Origin of the sequence: Rhodopseudomonas palustris HaA2, assembly GCF_000013365.1 — a bacterium.
Taxonomy (GTDB): domain Bacteria; phylum Pseudomonadota; class Alphaproteobacteria; order Rhizobiales; family Xanthobacteraceae; genus Rhodopseudomonas; species Rhodopseudomonas palustris_J.
In genome coordinates this window covers 4,899,881-4,922,153 of sequence record NC_007778.1, presented here as the reverse complement: position 1 = coordinate 4,922,153, position 22,273 = coordinate 4,899,881, and the positions used below count along the sequence as shown (strand labels likewise).

The 22,273-nt window shown below is 67.3% G+C and carries 20 protein-coding genes; 13 read left to right on the top strand and 7 right to left on the bottom strand.

The features are described 5' to 3' along the window. Positions 1 to 6: 6 nt before the first annotated feature. The 4 genes from RPB_RS21830 to RPB_RS21815 all read right to left on the bottom strand — a co-directional run bounded on the left by RPB_RS21830 (position 7) and on the right by RPB_RS21815 (position 5,820). On the bottom strand, positions 7 to 1,224 hold the full coding sequence (locus RPB_RS21830; protein WP_011443206.1) for an EAL domain-containing response regulator: 1,218 nt from the start codon (positions 1,222 to 1,224) through the stop codon (positions 7 to 9). Positions 1,225 to 1,512: 288 nt separating this feature from the next. After that, on the bottom strand, positions 1,513 to 2,520 hold the full coding sequence (locus RPB_RS21825) for a Bug family tripartite tricarboxylate transporter substrate binding protein (protein ID WP_011443205.1): 1,008 nt from the start codon (positions 2,518 to 2,520) through the stop codon (positions 1,513 to 1,515). A 338-nt stretch (positions 2,521 to 2,858) separates the two neighbouring features. Beyond that, positions 2,859 to 4,451 (bottom strand): alkaline phosphatase D family protein, encoded by a 1,593-nt coding sequence (locus tag RPB_RS21820; protein WP_049824765.1) that lies wholly within the window; start codon positions 4,449 to 4,451, stop codon positions 2,859 to 2,861. Positions 4,452 to 4,551: 100 nt separating this feature from the next. Next, on the bottom strand, positions 4,552 to 5,820 hold the full coding sequence (locus tag RPB_RS21815) for an MFS transporter (RefSeq protein WP_041798964.1): 1,269 nt from the start codon (positions 5,818 to 5,820) through the stop codon (positions 4,552 to 4,554). A 154-nt stretch (positions 5,821 to 5,974) separates the two neighbouring features. Here RPB_RS21815 and RPB_RS21810 point away from each other — a divergent pair, with 154 nt between their 5' ends. The 11 genes from RPB_RS21810 to RPB_RS21760 all read left to right on the top strand — a co-directional run bounded on the left by RPB_RS21810 (position 5,975) and on the right by RPB_RS21760 (position 17,793). Further along, the gene (locus RPB_RS21810) at positions 5,975 to 6,922 is read left to right on the top strand and encodes a TAXI family TRAP transporter solute-binding subunit (RefSeq protein ID WP_011443202.1); all 948 of its coding nucleotides are present in this window, start codon (positions 5,975 to 5,977) and stop codon (positions 6,920 to 6,922) included. 149 nt (positions 6,923 to 7,071) lie between these two features. Further along, positions 7,072 to 9,192, top strand: a complete 2,121-nt coding sequence (locus RPB_RS21805; RefSeq protein ID WP_011443201.1) for a TRAP transporter permease — start codon at positions 7,072 to 7,074, stop codon at positions 9,190 to 9,192. After that, entirely contained in the window at positions 9,153 to 9,563 is a 411-nt protein-coding gene (locus RPB_RS21800; protein ID WP_198135136.1) for a DUF1850 domain-containing protein, read from the top strand. Before RPB_RS21805 ends, RPB_RS21800 begins: the two co-directional genes overlap by 40 nt. Positions 9,564 to 9,846: 283 nt before the next feature. After that, a complete protein-coding gene (locus RPB_RS21795) occupies positions 9,847 to 10,650 on the top strand; it encodes an SDR family NAD(P)-dependent oxidoreductase (protein ID WP_041798411.1) in 804 nt (267 codons plus the stop codon). A 147-nt stretch (positions 10,651 to 10,797) separates the two neighbouring features. After that, a complete protein-coding gene (locus RPB_RS21790) occupies positions 10,798 to 11,556 on the top strand; it encodes a tetratricopeptide repeat protein (protein ID WP_080507817.1) in 759 nt (252 codons plus the stop codon). Positions 11,557 to 11,773: 217 nt separating this feature from the next. Continuing rightward, positions 11,774 to 13,684: a propionyl-CoA synthetase gene (locus RPB_RS21785; protein ID WP_011443197.1), complete on the top strand. Its 1,911-nt coding sequence runs from the start codon at positions 11,774 to 11,776 to the stop codon at positions 13,682 to 13,684. A gap of 197 nt (positions 13,685 to 13,881) precedes the next feature. Then, on the top strand, positions 13,882 to 14,142 hold the full coding sequence (locus RPB_RS21780; RefSeq protein WP_011443196.1) for a hypothetical protein: 261 nt from the start codon (positions 13,882 to 13,884) through the stop codon (positions 14,140 to 14,142). A gap of 235 nt (positions 14,143 to 14,377) precedes the next feature. Then, positions 14,378 to 15,067, top strand: coding sequence for an OmpW/AlkL family protein (locus RPB_RS21775; protein ID WP_011443195.1), 690 nt, complete (start codon positions 14,378 to 14,380; stop codon positions 15,065 to 15,067). 144 nt (positions 15,068 to 15,211) lie between these two features. Next, positions 15,212 to 15,430, top strand: coding sequence for an alkylphosphonate utilization protein (locus tag RPB_RS21770; protein WP_011443194.1), 219 nt, complete (start codon positions 15,212 to 15,214; stop codon positions 15,428 to 15,430). A gap of 426 nt (positions 15,431 to 15,856) precedes the next feature. After that, positions 15,857 to 17,143: an ABC1 kinase family protein gene (locus RPB_RS21765; protein ID WP_245258275.1), complete on the top strand. Its 1,287-nt coding sequence runs from the start codon at positions 15,857 to 15,859 to the stop codon at positions 17,141 to 17,143. A 23-nt stretch (positions 17,144 to 17,166) separates the two neighbouring features. Next, the gene (locus RPB_RS21760) at positions 17,167 to 17,793 is read left to right on the top strand and encodes a class I SAM-dependent methyltransferase (RefSeq protein ID WP_011443192.1); all 627 of its coding nucleotides are present in this window, start codon (positions 17,167 to 17,169) and stop codon (positions 17,791 to 17,793) included. 22 nt (positions 17,794 to 17,815) lie between these two features. Here the strand turns inward: RPB_RS21760 and RPB_RS21755 are convergent, their stop codons facing one another. Continuing rightward, positions 17,816 to 18,022, bottom strand: a complete 207-nt coding sequence (locus RPB_RS21755; protein WP_011443191.1) for a type II toxin-antitoxin system HicB family antitoxin — start codon at positions 18,020 to 18,022, stop codon at positions 17,816 to 17,818. Then, positions 18,022 to 18,216 carry a type II toxin-antitoxin system HicA family toxin gene (locus RPB_RS24350; RefSeq protein ID WP_011443190.1) on the bottom strand — a complete coding sequence of 65 codons (195 nt, stop codon included), beginning with the start codon at positions 18,214 to 18,216 and terminating at the stop codon, positions 18,022 to 18,024. Before RPB_RS24350 ends, RPB_RS21755 begins: the two co-directional genes overlap by 1 nt. A gap of 307 nt (positions 18,217 to 18,523) precedes the next feature. Between RPB_RS24350 and RPB_RS21750 the strand changes: the two genes are divergently transcribed. Then, complete coding sequence (locus tag RPB_RS21750) at positions 18,524 to 20,686, top strand: anthranilate synthase component I (RefSeq protein WP_011443189.1); 2,163 nt, start codon at positions 18,524 to 18,526, stop codon at positions 20,684 to 20,686. Between the two features lie 136 nt (positions 20,687 to 20,822). Beyond that, positions 20,823 to 21,368: an adenine phosphoribosyltransferase gene (locus RPB_RS21745; RefSeq protein WP_011443188.1), complete on the top strand. Its 546-nt coding sequence runs from the start codon at positions 20,823 to 20,825 to the stop codon at positions 21,366 to 21,368. Positions 21,369 to 21,563: 195 nt separating this feature from the next. Here RPB_RS21745 and RPB_RS21740 read toward each other — a convergent pair whose 3' ends face one another. Further along, positions 21,564 to 22,244 carry a hypothetical protein gene (locus RPB_RS21740; RefSeq protein WP_011443187.1) on the bottom strand — a complete coding sequence of 227 codons (681 nt, stop codon included), beginning with the start codon at positions 22,242 to 22,244 and terminating at the stop codon, positions 21,564 to 21,566. Positions 22,245 to 22,273: the final 29 nt, after the last annotated feature.

Below are 22,273 nucleotides of genomic sequence, written 5' to 3'. Positions count from 1 at the left end.
GCGCCGCTATTCCAGCGTGCCGAGCGACTTCGTCGTGGCGGCGCGGGCGAATTTCTTCAGCCCCATCGGCTTGCCGAACAGATAGCCCTGGACCAGATCGAAGCCGATCTCGTGGGCCGCGACGTAGTCGGAGCGGCTCTCGATTCCGGTCGCGGTGCAGCGCGCGCCATAGTCGGCGGCGAGGTCGACGATCCGCCGGCACACCGTCCGTTTCAGCCGATCGTCGGCGCAGCCGGTGACATAAGCGCGGTCGACCTTGAGTTCGACGAACGGAAACGCCGCGCGATGCATCAGTTCCGGCCAGTCGGCGCCGACCTTGTCGATCGAGATCGCAACGTTGTGCAGCCGCAGCCGGCGCGCGGCGTCGATCATCGCGTCGATATGGTTGGCGGCTTCGGCGGCGTTGATCTCGACGATCAATCCGCCGAACGCCGGATGCGTCGGGATCCACGCACACAGATCCTCGACCGCCTGCGCGTCGAGCAGGAAGTCGACCGGAAGATTGATCGACAGATCGACCGGGCCGTGATGATCGAGCAGATAGCGCCAGTCCGCGATCGCGCGCGCGACGACGAATTCCGACAGCGCGCGGAAATGCGGGTCGTTGCGGTCGGGCAGGAACGCGGACGGCACCACCACGCCCCAGTTCGGGTGCCGCATCCGCACCAACGCCTCGGCGCCGCAAGGTATCAGCGACCGCGCGTCGAGCTTGCGCTGGTACCACAGCTCCAGCCAGCCGGTCTTCAGCGCCTCGGCGACATCGACCTGGGGGCGGGGCGGAGGCTCTTGCGGCAGCAGCGGCGCGAGACTCTCGCGCAGCATCTGCGCGCTGAACGGCGTGGTCAGCGGCGGCAGCATGGTCAGGCCACGCTCGAGGCCGTGGTGCAGAATGCCGCGCAGCGCAATGCTCTCGCGCGCGGAGATCAGCATCACGCTGCCGCGGAATCCGGCGTCGCCGGCGACGTCGAGAATCCGGGCCGCCTCGACGCCGCCGACCGAGGCGCCGACCACCAGCATGTCGGGCTGCTGGGCGAGGATACGCTGCGACAATTCCTCGACACCGCCGCACTCGCTGGTGACGAAACGCAACTCCTCCAGCGTGTCGGCGAGGAACGTCCGCAGATGCGGTTTGCCGTCGATGATGCAGGCGCGGGGCGAGACTTTGCGGCGTCCGAACCCAGCGGGCGCCGCGCATTCGTGTCGTTCGATCGTGGTGGTCGTCATCGTCGTTCCCCCGTTACCCGTCGCAGTTTTACGGGTCGGAACGCGTTCGAATTGTGGAATTGTTCCGCGACCCACATGAAGTCCCGGGTAGGGTTAAACCGGCGATAGCTATTTAAATTGCGATGATCGGGAACGCGCGATGATGCGCGCGGCGCGTGCGAAAAAGCGTCCGAAAGGCGAGCCAGGTGCGAGGTTTTGCAATGCTTCCGTGTGACCGGCGGAAGCCTCACGCGGCGGCGTCTTGCCGTCGCGCGAGGTGATGATCGTGGGTCGATCGCGGGACGGCTGTTACTGCGGCTCGATCTTGGCGAACTTCGCGACCTTGCCCCATTTTTCGGTTTCGGCGAGCACGAAGCGCTGCATGTCCGCGGGCGAACCGCCGACCGGATCGGCGCCGAGCTTGCGCAGCCGCGCGGTGCCCTCCTCGGTCTTGATGAATTTGTCGACGCTGGCGTTGAGCCTGGCGACGATGTCCGGCGAAATCTTCGCGGGCGCGCCGATCGTGAACCACGCCGCGGCGTCGTAGCCGGGCACGCCGGCCTCGGCGATGGTCGGCAGGTCCGGCAGCAGCGGCCATCGCGTCGCGGTCGAGACCGCGAGCGCGCGGATCGTTCCGCCGTCGGCGTGGGGTTGCGACGCCGGCAGATTGTCGATGGTGAAATGCACGCGGCCGGCGATCAGGTCGGTCAGCATCGGCGCCGAGCCCTTGTAGGGCACATGCGTCATCGGCGCGCCGGTCATCGACTTGAACAGCTCGATCGAGACATGCGCGGTCGAGCCGAGGCCGGGTGTGCCGTAGAATATTTCGCCCGGCTTCGACTTGGCGTAGGCGATCAGTTCGGCGACGCTCTTCACCGGCAGCGCATTGGTCACCGAGCACAGGTTCGGCACCTTGGCGATGACGATCACCGGCGCGATGTCCTTGGCCTGATCGTAGCTCAGCGACTTGAACACGAACTGATTGATGGCGTGCGTGCCCGGCGTGCCGACGATGAAGGTGTAGCCGTCGGGATCCGCCTTGGCGACGAAGTCGGCGGCGATGTTGCCGCCGGCGCCGGCCTTATTTTCGACGATGAATTGCTGGCCGTACTCCTCCGACATCTTCTGCGCCACCAGCCGCGCCAGAATGTCGGTGGTGCCGCCGGCCGCGAACGGCACGATGAACTTCACCGGCCGGCTCGGCCAGCTGTCGGCGCGGGCGATGCCGGGCAGCAGCGGCAGCGCGCCGAGCGCTGCGGCGCCGCGCAAGATGGTCCGGCGGTCGGGTCGGAACGGCGGGCGGGTCGAAGACGGCATGCAGACTTCCTTCTCACTGCTCTCGTTGGGAGGCGGACGACGATGAAAAGCCGGCGTGCGAAGCGCGCCGGCGCTGGATCGATGCAATCAGTTGCGGCCGGCTCGCGCCGAGGCGCGAGCGATCGTGCAGTGCGGGGTGAAAGGCAGGTGTCTGCGGTCAGTTGCGGCGTGCGAAAGCGCGGCGCGCTGTCGAGCGGTCATGCCTGGCGTTCTCCCGGTCCGACCGGCCTCTTGCGGGCCGGTGCGGGCGCCAGACTACGCGGTCGGCCGCGGCCTGACCAGTGCGATGGCTCGGGGGCGCCGCAATGCCGGCACGGCCGGCAGGGCTCAGTTGCCGATCAGCCCCGGCCGGCTTCGACCATCAGGGTTTGGGCGGTTGTGACCGGCTCTCCGCGGGTCGCGACGCTGTCCACCGTGCGGAAATCGGCCTGCCAGCGCGCCGGCGTCACGGTGTGGCGGGTGTAGCCGCGCCGGTCGCTGAAGAATTTCAGATGCGGGTTGTTGCGATACAGCGCCGCCAGCTTCTCGGCCGTCGCCGGGCCGTCACCGGGCGACGAGATCGAGGTCGACAGGAATTCGACGCCGATGCGCGGCGAGTCGGGATCGCGCCAGTCGCGGCGCAAGTCCAGCGCCATCGCCCGGTGCAGGTCGCCGGTCAGCACCACCGGATTGGCGATGTTCGCTTCGGCGAGCATCGCCGTCACGCGGTCGCGCGCGGCGCTGGCGCCGCTCCAGGTGTCGAGATCGAGTACCGGCGCGTCGGTCTCCTTGACGAACGGAAAGCCGCGCCAGTCGAACGGCGCGAACTGCACTTGCTGCGCCAGTACCTGCCAGGTCGCTTTGCTCTGCTTCAGCCGCTGCGCCAGCCACTGCTCCTGCGCTGCGCCGAGCATGGTGCGACCGGCCGCATCGGCCTCGTCGCAATGCGCGCGGAAGCCGTCGCCGCAGGGCTGGCGCGAGCGATACTGCCTCGTGTCGAGCACGGCGATGTCGGCGAGTGTGCCGAAACGGAAGCCGCGATAGGCGCGCACGTCGGGGCCGCGCGGGAGCTGCGCGCGGCGCACCGGCATATGCTCGTACCAGGCCTGCAGCGCCATCGCCCGGCGGAACAGAAAGGCGTCGGGCGGGGTCTGCTTCGGGTCGCTGTCGGCGGCCCAGTTGTTGACGACATCGTGGTCGTCGAAACTCGACAGGAACGGACAGGAGGCGTGCGCCGCCTGCAGGTCCGGGTCGCCCTTGTACAGCGCGTAGCGGCGGCGATAGTCGGTCAACGTGAAGCAGACCGGAAAGTCCGGCGGCATCGTGCGCGGGTAGGGCTTGCCGTCCCTGTCGTGCGCCGCGAAGGCATATTCGTAGATGTAGTCGCCGTAGTGGAATACGAAGTCGAGCTGATCGTCGGCGATCGCCCGCCAGGCGGTGTAGTAACCGCCTTCCCAGCGCTGGCAGCCGGCCGCAGCGAAACGCAGCCGCGCCGGCGTCTCGCCGGGCGCGGGCAGGGTGCGGGCGCGGCCGATCGGGCTTTCGGCGTCGCCGGCGCGGAAGCGATAGAAGTAATCGCGCCCCGGGGCGAGGCCTTCGATTTCGGCATGGACCGCGTGCGCGAGTTCGAGCCGGGCGGTGGCCGTGACGGTGCGTATCACGCGCGCCATCGCCGCATCGTCGGCGATCTCGACGGTGACCTCGACCGGCGCGGGCGTCATGCCGCCACGTGCCTCGAGCGGCTCCGGCGCCAGTCGGGTCCACAGCACGAAGCCGTCGGGCGCCGGATCACCCGACGCGATCCCGAGCGTGAACGGGTCGGACTTGAAGGCGACGCGCTCCGCCGCGCCGGCGGCGGCCGGCAGCGCGCCGGCAAGGCCGGCCCCGAGTGCGCCGCGCAGCAGCATGCGGCGGTCGAAGGCGAGGCCGGAGGAGGGTGGGTGAGGGGACATCGACGGTACCATTCGGCAAGCAGTTGCCGCCGGTACATCGTGCATCGGCGGATCTGAGGTGCGGCAAGTGAACTCGGCCACGTGAACGCGCGGCGACAACCTACTCAGCCGGCATGGTCGGGGCCAGCCCAATGGGCGGCAGCGCGGTCTGGCGGGTCTCGGGCATCAGGACGACGAACAGCACCAGCCCGAGCGCCGCGACCGCGGCGAGGGTGAGAAATGCAGCGCTGTACCCGGCGGTGACGACGATTAGCCCGGCGACCGCGGTCGACAGCGCGCCGCCGATCCCGGTCGCGGTGGCGATTGCGCCCTGACTGATGTTGAAATGGCCGGTGCCCCGGGTGAGGTCGGCCACCACCAGCGGAAACAGCGCGCCGAAAATGCCGGCGCCGACGCCGTCGAGCATCTGCACCCCGACCAGCCAGAACGGATTGTCGGACAGCGGATACAGCGCGCCGCGCAGCGCCAGCACGCCGAGCGCGACCGCGAAGATCGGTTTGCGACCCCAGACATCGGCCTTGTGCCCGACCAGCATCGCCACCGGCACCATCACGATCTGCGCCGCGACGATACACACCGACATCAGGGTGGTGCCGAGCTCCCTGTTCACCAGGGTGAGCTTCTGCCCGACCAGCGGCAGCATCGCCGCATTGGCGAAATGAAACAGCACGGTCGCGGCGGCGAAGATCAGCAGCGGTCGGCAGGTGAACAGCACCTTGAAGCCGGACGGCTGGTCGTGGCGGGCGGGTTCGCCTGCGTTAGGTCCGCTGATAGGGGCGAGGCCGCGCGCGACCTGATCGTCGATCGCTTTCGCCGGGATCGACAGCGTCGCCACAATGCTGGCGACCGCCATCGCCGACATCAGCCAGAACACCACCACCGGACCGAAATAATAGGCCGATACGCCCGCCAGCGTCGCCGCCACCGCGTTGCCGGCGTGATTGAACGCCTCGTTGCGCCCGGTGCGGCGGGCGAAGGCGCGGGGACCGACGATCCCGAGGGTCATCGCCGCGACCGCGGGTGCGAAGATGGCGCCGGCCGCCCCGGCCAGCGCCTGGGTCGCCGCGACCGCTTCGAAGCTGTGCAACAGCGGCAGCAGCACCGACGCCAGTGTCACCACGGTCGCGGCGGCGATCAGCAGGCCGCGCTTGGCCGTCGAACGGTCGATCAGTGCCCCGGCCGGCGTCTGCGCGACGATCCCCGCGATCGCGGCGATCGCCATCACCAGGCCGATCGACGCCTCGTTCCAGTTCTGCACCGCGAGCAGATAGATCGCCAGATACGGGCCGAGCCCGTCCCGAACGTCGGCGAGGAAAAAGTTGAGCGCATCGAGCGATCGCTGCCGGCCGGGCGTTTGCTGCTGGGACACGCGCACCTCGGGCTCGGACTGTCGCAGGGCAGCAAACTTCCGGCGCTGGCGGTTTGTTCCCCGGGGCGGCGGTCCGCCGCCGATTTGACGGGTTGACCGCGGCGTTCCGGCCGTTCAGTTTCGCTGCCAAACAACCTAGGGGAGAAAACTGTTCATGAAGGCCAGATTTTTGGGTTTCGCCGCGGCTGCGGCCGTGCTCGTTTCGGCGCCGCAGGCTCACGCCCAGCAGTTCGTCAACGTGCTGACCGGCGGCACGTCCGGCGTGTATTATCCGCTCGGCGTCGCGATCGCGAAGATCTACGGCGACAAGATTCCGAACGTGAAGTCGCAGGTGCAGGCCACCAAGGCGTCGGTCGAGAACCTCAATTTGCTGCAGCAGGGCCGCGGCGAGATCGCCTTCACGCTCGGCGACTCGCTGAAAGCGGCGTGGGACGGCGATCCTGAGGCCGGCTTCAAGGCCAAGCTCGACAAGCTGCGCGTGATCGGCGCGATCTATCCGAACTACATCCAGATCGTCGCCACCGCGGAGTCGGGGATCAAGACGCTCGCCGACCTCAAGGGCAAGAGCCTGTCGGTCGGCGCGCCGAAATCCGGCACCGAGCTGAATTCCCGCGCCATCCTCAAGGCCGCCGGGATGGATTACAAGGACATGGGCAAGATCGAATATCTGCCGTTCGCCGAATCCGTCGACCTGATGAAGAACCGCCAGCTCGCCGCCACGCTGCAATCCGCAGGCCTCGGCGTCGCCTCGCTCAAGGATCTCAGCAACTCCTCCGAGATCAACGTGGTCTCGGTGCCGAAGGACGTGGTCGACAAGATCGGCCCGCCGTTCGTCGCCGAAACGATCCCGGCCGGCACCTACAAGGGCCAGGACAAGGACGTTCCGACCGCGGCGGTGATCAACTATCTCGTCACTTCGACCGCGGTGTCCGACGATCTCGCCTATCAGATGACCAAGCTGGTGTTCGACTCGCTGCCGGACCTCGCCAGCGCCCACGCCGCCGGCAAGGGCATCAAGCTCGAGACCGCCGCGGCCGGCAGCCCGGTTCCGCTGCACCCCGGCGCGATCAAGTACTTCAAGGAAAAGGGCGTGCTGAAGTAAGCTCGTCGGCGAACATCGCACGACATCGTCATGCGCGGGCTTGACCCGCGCATCCATCATGTTTCGAAAGATGGATGGCCGGGTCAAGCCCGGCCATGACGCTGGAATAACAAGCCACATGGCAGACCACGCGCGGGGAGCGATCGTCGATGTTGCAGCCTGAGGCTACGGTCGATCACGCGCCCGCGCCGGTGAAAGTCGAGTTCGACAATTTCGAGCACGGCTTTCCAGCCGGGTTCGGGCCGCGCGGCTGGCGCCATCTGGCCTATGGGGTGGCGATCGCCTTCGCGGTGTTTCAGCTCGTCATCGCGGCCTGGAACGTGCTGCCGAGCCAGGTGGTGCGCGGCGTCCATGTCGGCTTCCTGGTGCTGCTGACCTTCGGGCTGATCGGCAATTTCACCGCGCGCAGCGATTTCGGCCGCGCGGTGGCCTGGTCGATCGGCGCGCTCGGCTTCCTGTGCGGGCTGTATCAGTGGATCTTCTATGCCGATCTGATCCTGCGTGACGGCGATCCGACCCATCTCGACCTCGCGGTCGGCACGCTGCTCGCGGTGCTGATCTTCGAGGGCACGCGGCGGCTGATGGGCCCGGCGCTGCCGATCATGTGCGGCGTCTGCCTGCTGTACTGGTTTCTCGGCCAGTATCTGCCGGCGCCGTTCAATCATCGCGGCTATGATTTCGATCAGGTCGTCACCCATCTGTCGTTCGGCACCGAAGGTTTCTACGGCGTGCCGATCTACGTGTCGGCGACCTACATCTTCCTGTTCATCCTGTTCGGCTCGTTCCTCGAGCGCGCCGGCATGATCCAGCTGTTCACCGATGTCTCGCTCGGCCTGTTCGGCAGCACCCGCGGCGGCCCCGCCAAGGTCGCGGTGTTCGCCTCGGGGATGATGGGCACGATCTCCGGCTCCGGCGTCGCCAATGTCGTCACCGTCGGCCAGTTCACCATTCCGCTGATGATCCGCTTCGGCTATCGCCGGGCCTTCGCCGCCGGCGTCGAGGCCACCGCCTCGATGGGCGGGCAGATCATGCCGCCGGTGATGGGCGCGGTCGCCTTCATCATGGCCGAGACGCTCGGCGTCGACTATTCGGTGGTGGTCAAGGCCGCGGTGATCCCGGCGTTCCTGTACTTCGCCTCGGCGTTCTGGATGGTGCATCTGGAGGCCGGCAAGCACGGCCTGGTCGGCATGAAGAAATCCGAGATCCCGAGCGCGATGCGCGCGGTGATCGACCGCTGGTACCTGATCCTGCCGCTGGCGGCGCTGGTCTACATGCTGTTCGAGGGCTTCACGCCGCTCTACGCCGGCTCGATGGGGCTGGCGCTGACGGTGGCGCTGATCCTCGGCGCCAGCATCGTGCACGGCTTCTCCAACCAGGTGCTGCGCTACGTGTTCTGGATCGGGCTGGCGCTGGTGGCCGGCGCGGTGCTGAACGACGGGCTCGACATCATGAAGGTGATCGTGGTGGTCGCGGTGCTGATCGCGTTCACCGCGATCACCCGCGGCGGCCGGGCCACGCTGGCGGCCTGCCGCGATTCGCTGGCCGACAGCGCCAAGTCGGCGCTCACCGTCGGCATGGCCTGCGCCATCGTCGGCACCATCATCGGCATGATGACACAAACGGGGGTCGGCACCGTGTTCGGCGGCTGGGTGATCAGCTTCGGCGAGAAGAGCCTGTTCCTGGCTCTGGTGATGACCATGCTGCTGTCGATCCTGCTCGGCACCGGTATCCCGACGATCCCGACCTACATCATCACCGCCGCATTGGCCGCGCCGGCGCTGGCCCAGCTCGGCGTGCCGCTCTTGGTCAGCCACATGTTCGCGTTCTACTACGGCATCATGGCGGATCTGTCGCCGCCGGTGGCGCTGGCGGCGCTCGCCGCCGCGCCGATCGCCAAGGAAAATCCTGACAAGATCGGCTGGGAGGCGATGCGGATCGCGCTCGCCGGCTACGTCATCCCGTTCATCGCGGTGTACTCACCGGCGCTGATGCTGCAGCCCGGCGACCCGATGGCAGCGCAGCTCGGCTTCTACGGCGCGGTGCTCTACGCCACGTTGAAGGCGCTGATCGCGATCGGCCTGTTCGGCATGGTGTCGATCGGTTTCCTGTACACCCGCATGAACGTGCTCGAGCGGCTCGTCGCCTTCGCCGCCAGCGTCTGCCTGCTCGGCGAATTTCCCTACAGCGACTATGTCGGCTTCACCATCGCGGCGCTGGTGGTGGCGTGGCAATGGCGGCAGCGGTCGCGCAACGCGGTGGCGGCTGCGTGAACCTCTGCCTCGCTTCCGCCGGCGTGGTGAAGACGCTGGCGGTCGCCGCCTTCACGCTGGTCTGGACGCACTCGATCGAGAAAACGGCGTGGCAGGAGGACTGGCGGGTCACGCCGCAGGGGCTCGATCTGGTGCAGGCGCGCGTCAAGGGCACCGGCGCCGGCATGGAGCCGCCGCCCGAGGCGCGGCTGGTCGACGGCTGGTTTCAATGGACGCCGAAGCGCAAACCGTTGCGCGAAGTGGTGCTCGCCAATTCCGGCCTGGCCGGCGAATGGCGACTGTGCGCTGACGGACAATGCCGGACTCTGTCGCAGATCATCGGCCACGAGATCGGCCCGCAGCCGACGACGATGAGCGCGTGTCCCGAGTAGTCTACTAGTGCCTTAGCGCTCGCTCTCAACGCGCTGTCTTCACCTCTCCCCGCGCGCGGGGAGAGGTCGGTCCGCATCGTCAGATGCGGGCCGGGTGAGGGGGCGCCTCAACGCAGCCGAGCGCTGCGACTCGCGGAGACGCCCCCTCACCCGGTGAGCATGCGCTTCGCACATGCTCACCACCCTCTCCCCGCAGGCGGGGCGAGGGTGCGCCGTGCCGGTTGCGCTTCGCTTCATCCGGGCTACAACGCTTCCCAAGACGCAACGACGAAAGAAGACACGCATGCCACGACTTGAAGGCAAGACCGCGCTGGTGGTCGGCGCCGGTTCGATCGGGCCGGGCTGGGGCAACGGCAAGGCGACCGCGGTGACGTTCGCGCGCGAGGGCGCGCAGGTGTTCTGCGTCGACCGCAATCGCGACGCCGCGCAGGAGACCGTCGACATCATCAAATCGGAGGGCGGCCGCGCCATCGCGTTCGCCGCCGACGTGTCGCGCGCGGCCGATGTCGAGGCGATGGTGAAAGCCTGCGTCGACGCCTGGGGCGGCATCGACGTGCTCGACAACAATGTCGGCATCGCCGAAACCGGCGGCGTGGTCGAGGTCTCCGAGGCCGAGTGGGACCGCGTGTTCGCGGTCAATCTGAAGAGCGCCTTCCTGGCGATGAAACACGTCGTCCCGATCATGCAGCGCCAGGGCGGCGGCTCGATCATCAATATCTCGTCGATCGCCTCGATCCGGCATCTCGGCATCTCCTACGTCACCTACGCGGCGTCGAAGGCGGCGATGAATGCGATGACGCGCACCACCGCAGTGGAATACGCCAAGGACCACGTCCGGGTGAACTGCATCCTGCCCGGCCTGATGAAGACGCCGATGGTCGCGCATTCCGCGGGGCTGGCGGCGAGCTACGCCGCCGGCGACGTCGAGGCGATGTGGCGCGCGCGCGACGCGCAGGTGCCGATGGGGCACATGGGTGACGCCTGGGATGTCGCAAATGCCGCATTGTTTCTCGCCAGCGACGAGTCGAAATACGTCACCGGCCTCGAATTGGTGGTCGACGGCGGCCTGACGCTGAAGGTGAACTGAAGTGATGGGTCGCGGCCGTCATCCTGAGCGCAGCGGGCCTCGAAGGATGAAAGCGAGTCCATGCCGGCTCATCCTTCGAGGCGCGCGCAAGAGCGCGCGCACCTCAGGATGACGGATCGCATGTTGGACGGCAGAACCAATCGATCCATGCGTTGGTTGTCCGCAGCAGGTGTTTTGCTCGCGCTGCTCGCCGCGGCGCCGGCGCTCGCGACCGGCGTCGACGATCTCGACGATCCGACGCTCGATCCGGCGCCGTGTCTCGCCGCGGCGGCGCAGCGGGACGACGATCGCGCAGTCGAGTTGTGCGGCAGGCTGATCGCCAAACGCAATACCGGGCGGGACGACCGCATCAAGGCGCTGATTGCGCGCGCCGGCGCGCTCATCCGCAAGCAGCAGATCGACCGCGCGCTCGCCGATTACGACGACGTGCTGCGGCTCGATCCGAAGCAGCCGGATATCCACAATGCCCGCGGCGAGCTGTGGCTCGGCAAGGGCGATCACCCCAAGGCACTGGCGGATTTCTCCGCGGCACTCAAGCTGCGGCGCGATCACCCCGCCGCGCGCGCCAATCACAGGGCGCTGGCGACCGAGCTGGAGCGGCTCGGCGTGCAGAAGGCGGTCGACGGCAAGCCGAGCTTCGACTGCCGACGCGCCCGCCGCGCCGTCGAGAAGGCGATCTGCGGGGATCGCGATCTCGCCAATCTCGACCGCGAGATCGCCGCGATGCACCTCCGCATCCTGCAGGACAAAGCCAGCGCGAAGCCGGCCGAGCTGCGCGCGCTGAAACGTGCGCAGGCCGACTTCCTCGCCAACCGCAACGCCTCGTTCGGCCGGCCGGGCTACGATCTGCGCGCCGCGATGAAGACGCGGCTGCAGCAACTGACCGGCGCGGCCGGCGGCCGATAGAGGCTGTTCCGGGCCGACGCCGGGATTTGCGAACCTCGGTATCCCCCCGGACGTGTCCGTTTCGGCCTTGAAACCCGGGCGCACCCGGCCACAATGCCGCCCGGCGACCGGCCGGCGCAGCGCCCCTGCTTGATTAGGAACAAAGGCGGGGTTGTCAGCAGCGGCTAAAAGCCGGACATGGCGGGCAAACCGCCCGAGATCGATGGGAGCAGACGCCATGAATATCCAGGACAAGAGCCGTTATCGCGAGGTTCATGCCCGCTCGCTGGCCGACCCCGAGGGCTTCTGGGCCGAGGCCGCGCGCGAGATCGACTGGATCGTGCCGGCCACCAAAGTGTTCGATCCCTCGCAAGGCCTGTACGGCCGCTGGTTCGCCGGCGCCAAGGTCAACACCTGCTACAACGCGCTCGACCGCCACGTCGCCAACGGCCGCGCCGACCAGGTGGCGCTGATCCACGATTCGCCGCTGACCGGCACGATCAGCACCTTCACCTATGCGGAGATGCTGCGCGAAGTGCAGGCGCTCGCCGCGGTGATGCAGGATTTCGGCGTGGAGAAGGGCGACCGCGTCATTCTCTACATGCCGATGGTGCCGGAATCGATGGTGGCGATGCTGGCCTGCGCCCGCATCGGCGCGGTGCATTCGGTGGTGTTCGGCGGCTTCGCGGCGAAAGAACTCGCCACCCGGATCGACGACGCCAAGCCGAAGCTGATTCTCTCCGCGAGCTGCGGCATCGAGCCCGGCCGCATCGTCAAGTACAAGCCGCTGCTCGACGAGGCGATCGGCCTGTCCTCCGCCAAGCCCGACGCCTGCATCATCCTGAAGCGGCCGCAGCAGGATTGCGACCTGGTCGAAGGCCGCGATCACGATTGGGGCAAGCTGCGCTCCGAGGCGCTCGCCGCCGGCAAGACGGCCGAATGCGTCGCGGTCGACGCCACCGATCCGCTCTACATCCTCTACACCTCGGGCACCACCGGCAAGCCGAAGGGCGTAGTGCGGGACAATGGCGGCCATCTGGTCGCGCTGAAATGGTCGATGGAGAATCTCTACGGCGTCAAGCCCGGCGAGGTGTGGTGGTGCGCCTCCGACATCGGCTGGGTGGTCGGCCACAGCTACATCATCTACGGCCCGCTGATCCATGGCGCGACCTCGATCATGTATGAAGGCAAGCCGGTCGGCACGCCGGACCCCGGCGCGTTCTGGCGGGTGATCGCCGAGCACGGCGCTGTGGCGCTGTTCACGGCGCCGACGGCGTTTCGAGCGATCCGCAAGGACGATCCCGACGGCAGCTTCATGCGCAAATACGATCTGTCGAAACTGCGCACGCTGTTCCTGGCCGGCGAGCGCGCCGATCCGCCGACGGTGGAATGGGCCGAGCAGCAATTGAAGGTGCCGGTGATCGATCACTGGTGGCAGACCGAAACCGGCTGGTGCATCGCCGGCAATCCGGTCGGATTGGGTCTGTTGCCGGTCAAGCACGGCTCGCCGACGGTGCCGATGCCGGGTTACGACGTCCGGGTGGTGGACGAGGGCAGCAAGCCGGTGCCCGCCGGCACCATGGGCTCGATCGTGATCAAGCTGCCGCTGCCGCCCGGCAACCTGCCGACGCTGTGGCAGCAGGACGAGCGCTGCCGCGAGAGCTACTTCGCCGACTTTCCCGGTTACTACAAGACCTCCGACGCCGGCTACATGGACGAAGACGGCTACGTCTTCGTGATGGGCCGCACCGACGACATCATCAACGTCGCCGGCCATCGGCTCTCGACCGGCGGCATGGAGGAGATTCTCGCCTCGCATCCGGACGTCGCCGAATGCGCCGTGCTCGGCATCAACGACACCATCAAGGGTGAAGTGCCCTGCGGTCTCATCGTGCTGAAGAGCGGCGTCACCCGCGATCACGCCGAGATCGAGAAGGAGATCGTCAAGCTGGTGCGCGACAAGCTCGGCCCGGTCGCCGCCTTCAAGCTGGCGATCACCGTGCCGCGGCTGCCCAAGACCCGCTCCGGCAAGATCCTGCGCGGCACCATCAAGAAGATCGCCGACGGCGACGAATGGGCGATGCCGGCCACGATCGAGGACCCGACCGCGCTCGACGACATCTCCTCGGCGCTGAAGAGCCATAGCTGAGCGCAGGGCGCCCGAGCGAGGCAGCGCGCGCTGCGGACTTACAAACTCCGCAATTGGCGGTAAACAGGCATCGGCCTCTCAACGGTCATTCCGGGGCGCCGCGCAGCGGCGAACCCGGAATCTCGCTTCGCCGAACACCTCGGGATTCCGGGTTCGCGCTCCGCGCGCCCCGGAATGACGGACGCTTAGGGTCTTGAATGTTGCTCACCACGAAACGCCTGATCGCCCTGTCCGTCATCGCCATCGCGCTCGCCGGATGCGCCAGCCGCTACGATGCGCCGGCCGATCTCGGCGACGACGACGCGTTCTGCAAGCAGAACGGCGTTGCGGTCGGTTCGCCGGAATACGTCGCCTGCCGCAAGGACCGCGACGTCCAGCGCTCCAACGCCGTCACCCGCGCCAACCGCGCCCAGCGCGATCTCGGCGACTACATGATGCAGAACCCGAGCCGGCCGTAACGCGAGCCTCATCCCGAGCGCTGCCGGATTGCGCGAGGCCGCGCGGGTTTGCTCGTAACTTGAAGCTCAGTTGCGAGCCGGTCGAAGAAACTGTGTCCCGCGGAACACGCGCCGCGACAGCCTGCCGCAGCTACTTTCGTCGTTTGATCTAGATCAAACGTGCGGGTTCCCGAGAGGCATTGGTGCACCGCGAGCGTGTGCGGTAGCTCACGCCAACGACATTCAAGGGGCACCTATGACAAAATTTCTGACTGCAGTGTCGGCGCTGGCAATGGCGGCGGCATTGAACGGCCTGCCGAGCAGCGCCGTCGCCGCCGATCTTTCCGCCAAGCCGATCTACAAGGCTCCGGTCGTCGAGGCCTGGAATCCCTGGATGATCCGCCTGCGCGCGCTCGGCGTGGTGACCCGCGACTCCGGCTATGTCGACCAGGTCGCCGGCTCCGGCCTGAAGACCACCGACACCTTGGTGCCGGAACTCGACATTTCGTACTTCTTCACCAAGAATATCGCCGCCGAACTGATCCTCGGCGTCACCAAGCACAGCGTGTCCGGCACCGGCACGCTCGCCAATGTCGACGTCGGCAAGGCGTGGCTGCTGCCGCCGACCCTGACGCTGCAATATCACTTCACCGAGTTCGGCGCGTTCAAGCCCTATGTCGGCGCCGGCGTGAACTACACCTTCTTCTTCAGCCAGAAGGCCGCGGGCGGAACCGTGGTCGAGAGCCACCTCAAGGACAGCTTCGCCCCGGCCGTGCAGATCGGCTTCGACTACATGTTCGACAAGCATTGGGGCTGGAACGTCGACGTCAAGAAGCTGTGGCTGCGTCCGGAATGGAGCGGCACGCTGGCCGGCGGCACGCCGGTCACCGGCAAGGTCAATCTCGACCCGTGGCTGATCGGCACCGGCATCACCTACAAGTTCTGATCCACATCGGAATCACGGTGGCGCGGAGCGATCCGCGCCACCGTTTCGACCGGCAGCGCGCTCGAGCATTGCCAGCGCGCCGGAACCCTGCTTGATCGGCGCCATCGCGCGTCGCGCATTCTCAGGGCACTCGAAAGGCACCGCATGGACATCAAGGTCAAGGACAGCAACGGCACTCTGCTCGCCGACGGCGACAACGTGACGTTGATCAAGGATCTGAAGCTGAAGGGCTCGTCCACCGTGCTCAAGCGCGGCACCGTGATCCGCGGCATCCGCCTCACCGACAATGAAGACGAGATCGAAGGCCGCACCGACAAGATCAAGGGCCTAGTGCTGCGCACGGAATTTCTGAAGAAATCCTGAGGGCCGTCCGCGGCGCCGACGCGCGCGGTCGGGTTGCATGCCGGGAACAGGTTAGGCGTCAGCGCGTACCGATGCGTTGGTGTCGCAGCCAGAAACCGGCAAAATGAGCTGCGTCCGCCATCCCTGTTACGGCCGGTTGTCACCCGGCATACGGGAGCTGAACGCGGCAGCGGCGCACGCGTTCCCGACCTCGCCGGCGGACGCGGCACGATCCACGCTATCGCACGCGCGCACTGACGCTCGCTGACCGCCGCCGGTGGTGACATCGTCACAGACGGCGAGGCCGCGTCAGCAGAAACGGGGTATGCGGCTATGGGGCTGGTTTCGGCTTCGTTCCGCGCCATCTGCACCCCGCCTGCCCCGAAGGGAGACCCCGTGCCGCATCGGACGATCGAGAGGCGAGCCTTCGAGCGGAGAGCGTTGGCCGTGCCCAGTTCGCGGCTGTCGCGGCTGGCGCAATTGGGCGGGCTGGCCTCGTCCATTGCCGGCAACGTCGCTGCCGAGGTGGTGGGGCAACTCGCGCGCGGCCAGCGCCCGCGGATGGAAGACCTGCTGCTCACGCCGTCCAATGCGCTGAAGGTGGCCGACAGGCTGGCGCAGATGCGCGGGGCGGCGATGAAGGTCGGCCAGCTGATCTCGATGGATGCCGGCGACATGCTGCCGCCCGAGCTCGCCGACATCCTCGGCCGGCTGCGCTCGGAAGCGCATCACATGCCGCTCATGCAGCTCAGGCGGGTGCTGACCGAGGCCTGGGGGCGCGACTGGCAGCGCCGGTTCGAGGTGTTCGACGCCCACCCGGTCGCCGCGGCCTCGATCGGTCAGGTCCACCGGGTGCGCACCACGGACGGCCGCGACCTCGCGATCAAGGTGCAATATCCCGGCGTGCGCCGCAGCATCGATTCCGACGTGAACAACGTCGCCTCGCTGATGCGCATGGCCGGCCTGGTGCCCAAGGGCGTCGACGTCGCGCCGATGATCGCCGAGGCCAAGCGGCAGTTGCACGAGGAGGCCGACTACCAGCGGGAAGGCCGATGCCTGTCGACATTCGGCGCGCTGCTCGCCGATCGGCCCGAATTTCGCGTGCCCGAGCTGCACGCCGACCTGACGACGCCGAACGTGCTGGCGATGAGTTACGTCGAGGGCGTGCCGGTGGACAACCTCGCCGACGCGCCGCAGGCCGAGCGCGATCGGGTGATGACGCTGATGATCGGCCTGATTTTCCGCGAGCTGTTCGAATTCCGGCTGATGCAGACTGATCCGAACTTCGCCAATTATCGCTATTCGCCGGCGACCGGGCAGGTGATGCTGCTCGACTTCGGCGCCACCCGCGCCTTCCCGGAGGATTTCGCCGACCTCTACCGGCGGCTGTTGCGCGCCGGGCTGGCCGGCGACCGTCCGGGCGTCCGCGCCGCCGCGCTCGAGATCGGCTTCCTCGCCGGCGACACGCCCGCCCGGCTGGAACAGGCGATGCTTGAGATCTTCGAAATGTCGCTCGAGCCGCTGCGGCAGGACGGGCCGTTCGACTTCGGCGCCAGCGACCTCGCGGTGCAGATGCGCGAAGCCGGCATGGCGATGGCCCAGGACCATACGTATTTCCGCATCCCCCCGATGGACACGCTGTTTCTGCAGCGCAAATTCGGCGGCATCTACATGCTGGCGACGCGGATGCGGGCGCGTGTCGACCTGCGCGCCATCGTCGAGCCGCATCTGTGACCGCCCGGCTGGAAGGACCCGCGATGGCTGCGATCCATCAGGTGAAATTCTGGGACAAGGTCGCCGACCGCTACGCGGCGCGGCCGATCAAGGACCCGGCCGCGTTCGAGGCCATGCTGGCCGACGCCGCCGGCCGGTTGCGCCCGACCGACCATGTGCTGGAGATCGGCTGCGGCACCGGCTCGGCCGCGATCCGCCTCGCGCCGCATGCGGCGGAATGGATCGCGACCGATTTCTCGGCCGAGATGCTGCGCATCGCCCGCGCCAAGCCGGCGCCGGCCAATCTGCGCTTCGTCCTCGCCGACGCAGAGCGCGCCTTCGACGGCGGACCGTTCGATGCGATCTGCGCCTTCCAGGTGCTGCATCTGGTCGGCGATCTGCCCGGCACGCTGGCGCAGATCCGCGCCCATCTGAAGCCCGGCGGTCTGCTCATCAGCAAGACCTGGTGCTTCGCCGACATGTCGCTCAAGTTGCGCGCGCTGTTTTTCGTGCTGCGCAGCATCGGCCTGTTCCCGCGCGCCCAGGCACTCACCAAACCCGCGCTGCGCCAGACCCTGCGCGACGCCGGCTTCGAGATCGCCGACGAACGCGTATTCGGCGACAATCCGCACGGGCCGTATATCGTGGCAAGAAGGCCGGGGGCGACTTGAGGGCAGCGCAGCGTTGAGACGTTCAGGTCTCGATGTATTCCGCCAGGCTGGTCGGCGCGGGCACCGGCAGGCCGTCTTCCTTTAAGCCGTCGATGTGAAACCGGATCGCCTCGCGGATCTCGGCCTCGACCGCCGCGACGCTGTCGCCGGTCGCGACACAGCCGGGCAGGTCCGGCACATAGGCCGAATAGTTGCCCTCGGTCTTTTCGATGACGATCGCGTAGCGCATCAGCGCCGCTCCTTCAGACCTGCTTGTTTCAAGATACTGGCAAACGTGCCGGGAGCAAGATCATCAGAAGGCTTGCCTGCGATCGTCACGCGGCCGGTCTTCCTCGGATGCTTGTACTGCCGATGGCTTCCTCGGGTCGCAATGTGGACCCATCCGTCTGCTTCGATCAGAAGAATTGCGTCCCGAACCTTCATTGAAGCGCGCGTCCCGCCTTCGGTCGGATCGGATCTAGCCTATGTCAAAGACAGTACGTGCCCTTGCTGCTTTGGTCGTACGCCCCGTCGCCCCCTTGACTCCTTTCCGCCCCGATGCTGCATTGCCGCGCATGTGCACGTCGATCCGCCAGACCCGGCCGTCCCAGACCCGTCGTTGGTGGCGCACCTCCTGAGAGGTGGCCGTGCGATTTTCCGTTTTTTGAATCGTCCCGAGGCCGCCCCACAGTGGCGGCCTTTCGTTTGTCCTGTGTGGCGTTCCTCCGGCAAGTTGAGATAAGAGGATGCCATGAACAGGACCGTTTTCTCGCTTCCCGCGCAGAGCGACTACAAGACCGCCGCGGGCCTCGCCGTGTCGCGCACGGTGGCGGCCTTCACCGGCGGCAGGGCGCTCGATGATCTGATCGACCTTCTGGACCGCCGCCGCGGCGTGATGCTGTCGTCCGGCACTACGGTGCCCGGGCGCTACGAGAGCTTCGATTTCGGCTTCGCCGATCCGCCGCTGGCGCTGACCATCCGCGCCGAGCAGTTTTCGATCGAGGCGCTCAATCCGCGCGGCCATGTGCTGGTCGCGTTCCTGTCCGACAGGCTCGACGAGCCCTGCGTGGTGGTCGAGCAGGCCTGCGCGACGAAGATCAGGGGCCACATCGTTCGCGGCGAGGCGCCGGTCGATGAGGAGCAGCGCACCCGCCGCGCCAGCGCGATCTCGCTGGTGCGCGCGCTGGTGGCGGCGTTCGCCTCACCGGCGGACCCGATGCTCGGCCTGTACGGCGCCTTCGCCTACGATCTGGTGTTCCAGTTCGAGGATCTGGCGCAGAAGCGCGCGCGCGAGGCCGACCAGCGCGACATCGTGCTGTATGTGCCGGATCGGCTGTTGGCCTATGACCGCGCCACCGGCCGCGGCGTCAATATCGCCTATGAATTCGCCTGGAAGGGCAAATCCACCCAGGGCCTGCCCAACGACACCGCCGAGAGCGCCTACACCCAGACCGGCCGGCAGGGCTTCGCCGACCACGCGCCGGGCGAATACGCCAAAGTCGTCGAGGTCGCCCGCGAGCATTTCGCCCGCGGCGATCTGTTCGAGGCGGTGCCCGGGCAGTTGTTCGGCGAACCCTGCGAGCGCTCGCCGGCCGAAGTGTTCAAGCGGCTGTGCCGGATCAATCCGTCGCCCTATGGCGGGTTGCTCAATCTCGGCGACGGCGAATTCCTGGTGTCGGCCTCGCCGGAGATGTTCGTCCGCTCCGACGGCCGCCGGATCGAGACCTGCCCGATCTCCGGCACCATCGCCCGCGGCGTCGACGCCATTGCGGATGCCGAGCAGATCCAGAAGCTTTTGAACTCCGAGAAGGACGAGTTCGAGCTCAACATGTGCACCGACGTCGACCGCAACGACAAGGCGCGGGTCTGCGTGCCGGGCACCATCAAGGTGCTGGCGCGGCGCCAGATCGAGACCTATTCGAAGCTGTTCCACACGGTGGACCACGTCGAGGGCATGCTCCGCCCCGGCTTCGACGCGCTCGATGCCTTCCTCACCCACGCCTGGGCGGTGACGGTGACCGGCGCGCCGAAACTCTGGGCGATGCAGTTCGTCGAGGATCACGAGCGCTCGCCGCGGCGCTGGTATGCCGGCGCGTTCGGCGTCGTCGGCTTCGACGGCTCGATCAACACCGGCCTCACCATCCGTACCATCCGGATGAAGGACGGCCTCGCCGAAGTCCGCGTCGGGGCGACTTGTCTGTTCGATAGCGACCCGGTCGCCGAGGACAAGGAGTGCCAGGTGAAAGCCGCCGCGCTGTTCCAGGCGCTGCGCGGCGATCCGCCGAAGCCGCTGTCGGCGGTGGCACCGGATGCCACCGGCTCCGGCAAGCGCGTGCTGCTGGTCGATCACGACGACAGCTTCGTGCACATGCTGGCGGACTATTTCCGCCAGGTCGGCGCCCAGGTCAGCGTGGTGCGCCACATCCACGCGCAGAAGATGCTGGCCGAGAATGCCTATGATCTGCTGGTGCTGTCGCCCGGCCCGGGCCGGCCGGCGGATTTCAAGATTGCGTTGACGATCGACACCGCTCTGGCGAAGCAACTGCCGATCTTCGGGGTCTGCCTCGGCGTGCAGGCGATGGGCGAATATTTCGGCGGTACGCTCGGCCAGCTTAAGCAGCCGGCGCATGGCCGGCCGTCGCGGATCCAGGTGCGCGGCGGCACGCTGATGCACGGCCTGCCGAACGAGATCACCATCGGTCGCTATCATTCACTCTATGTCGACATGCAGGACATGCCGGATGCGCTCGACGTCACCGCCTCGACCGAGGACGGCATCGCGATGGCGATCGAGCACAAGACGCTGCCGGTCGGCGGCGTCCAATTCCACCCGGAATCGCTGATGTCGCTCGGCGGCGAGGTCGGGCTGCGGATCGTCGAAAACGCCTTCCGGCTGGGCCGGCCGATGGCCTGATCCTGAAATTGATCGAAACACGTGTGTCGTCGGGAGTGGGCTGCTAACACGCCCCGGCGGCAGTTATCCGAATTACCGGATTGCCTCCGACGCCCCGCAATGACGAATTGAGCCACCCGCAACAGAGATCGCGCCGATGACCCCCGAACTTGCCCATGATTTGAAGGCCAGTGTCCGGACCATTCCGGACTATCCCAAACCCGGCATCATGTTCCGCGACATCACCACGCTGATGGGTGATCCGCGCTCGTTCCGCCGCGCCGTCGACGAACTGGTGCAGCCCTGGGCCGGCTCCAAGATCGACAAGGTCGCCGGCATCGAGGCGCGGGGCTTCATCATCGGCGGCGCGATCGCCCATCAGGTGTCGTCGGGCTTCGTGCCGATCCGCAAGAAGGGCAAGCTGCCGCACACCTGCGTGTCGATGGAATACACGCTGGAATACGGCACCGATCACATCGAGATTCACGTCGATGCGATCACGCCGGGCGAGCGCGTGATCCTGGTCGACGATCTGATCGCCACCGGCGGCACCGCCGAGGGCGCCATCAAGCTGCTGCGCCAGATCGGCGCCGAAGTCGTCGCCGCCTGCTTCATCATCGACCTCCCGGATCTGGGCGGCGCCGCCAAGGTCCGCAGCATGGGCGTCCCGGTCCGCACGCTGGTCGAGTTCGGCGGGCACTGAGCTCTCCTGCTGCGCGTTCGCGCCAGGCGATCGCCGCTAGCGCTCCGTCATCCTGAGGTGCCGCCGCGCAGCGGCGGCCTCGAAGGATGAGCCGCAAGCACACGTCGCCGCATCCTTCGAGGCGCGCAAGGGCGCGCACCCCGGATCAAGTCCGGGGCAGGCTCTCAGGATGACGACGCAGGGGACTGTGGCGCGTCACACCCGCGCCTGCGTCATTTCCAGTTCGATGTCGCGGAAGCTGGTGTAGTTCTTGCGGATCCACTGGTTCAGTTCGGTCGAGGCGTCCGGCTCGGCGCGCAGATAGCCGGTGAAGGAAAAGTTCAGCCGGTCGATATAGGTCTTCAGGAACGGCGGCAGCGCGCGGATCCGGACCACCCTGCCGTCGGTGAACACACGCGGCATCTCGCCGTGCATCACGTGCTCGTTGTCGATCGCGATCAGTTGCCGCGGCGGGACGATGTCCTGCAGCGTCGCGAACGCGCGCGCCGAATTGCGGTCGGTATCCGGCACGAACAACACCACCGGGGCGACCTGCCGCCGCGCGGCCTCCTTGATGAAGCCGACTTCGCCGAACGTGCCGAAGAATTCGTCGAAGGCGTGGAAGCCGAGGTCGATCACCTTGGCGACGTCGTCGCCGACGATCAGCCGGTCCATCAACTGCACCTTGCCGAAGGTGTCGCCGACATCCGCCGTCTCGGTCAGCCGCGGCAGATAGTCCAGTAGCGACGGCTCCTTGACGTTGACGTCGAAGGCGAGCACGGAGCCGCGCGCGAGCAGCAGGAATTCGCTGAGCAGCCGTGCGATCAGGGTCTTGCCGACGAACGGCCGCGGCGAGCAGACGATGTAGACGGGGGTGCGGGACGGCGTGAGGGACATGGCGTCGATCGGGCTTTCCGGCCGGCGTT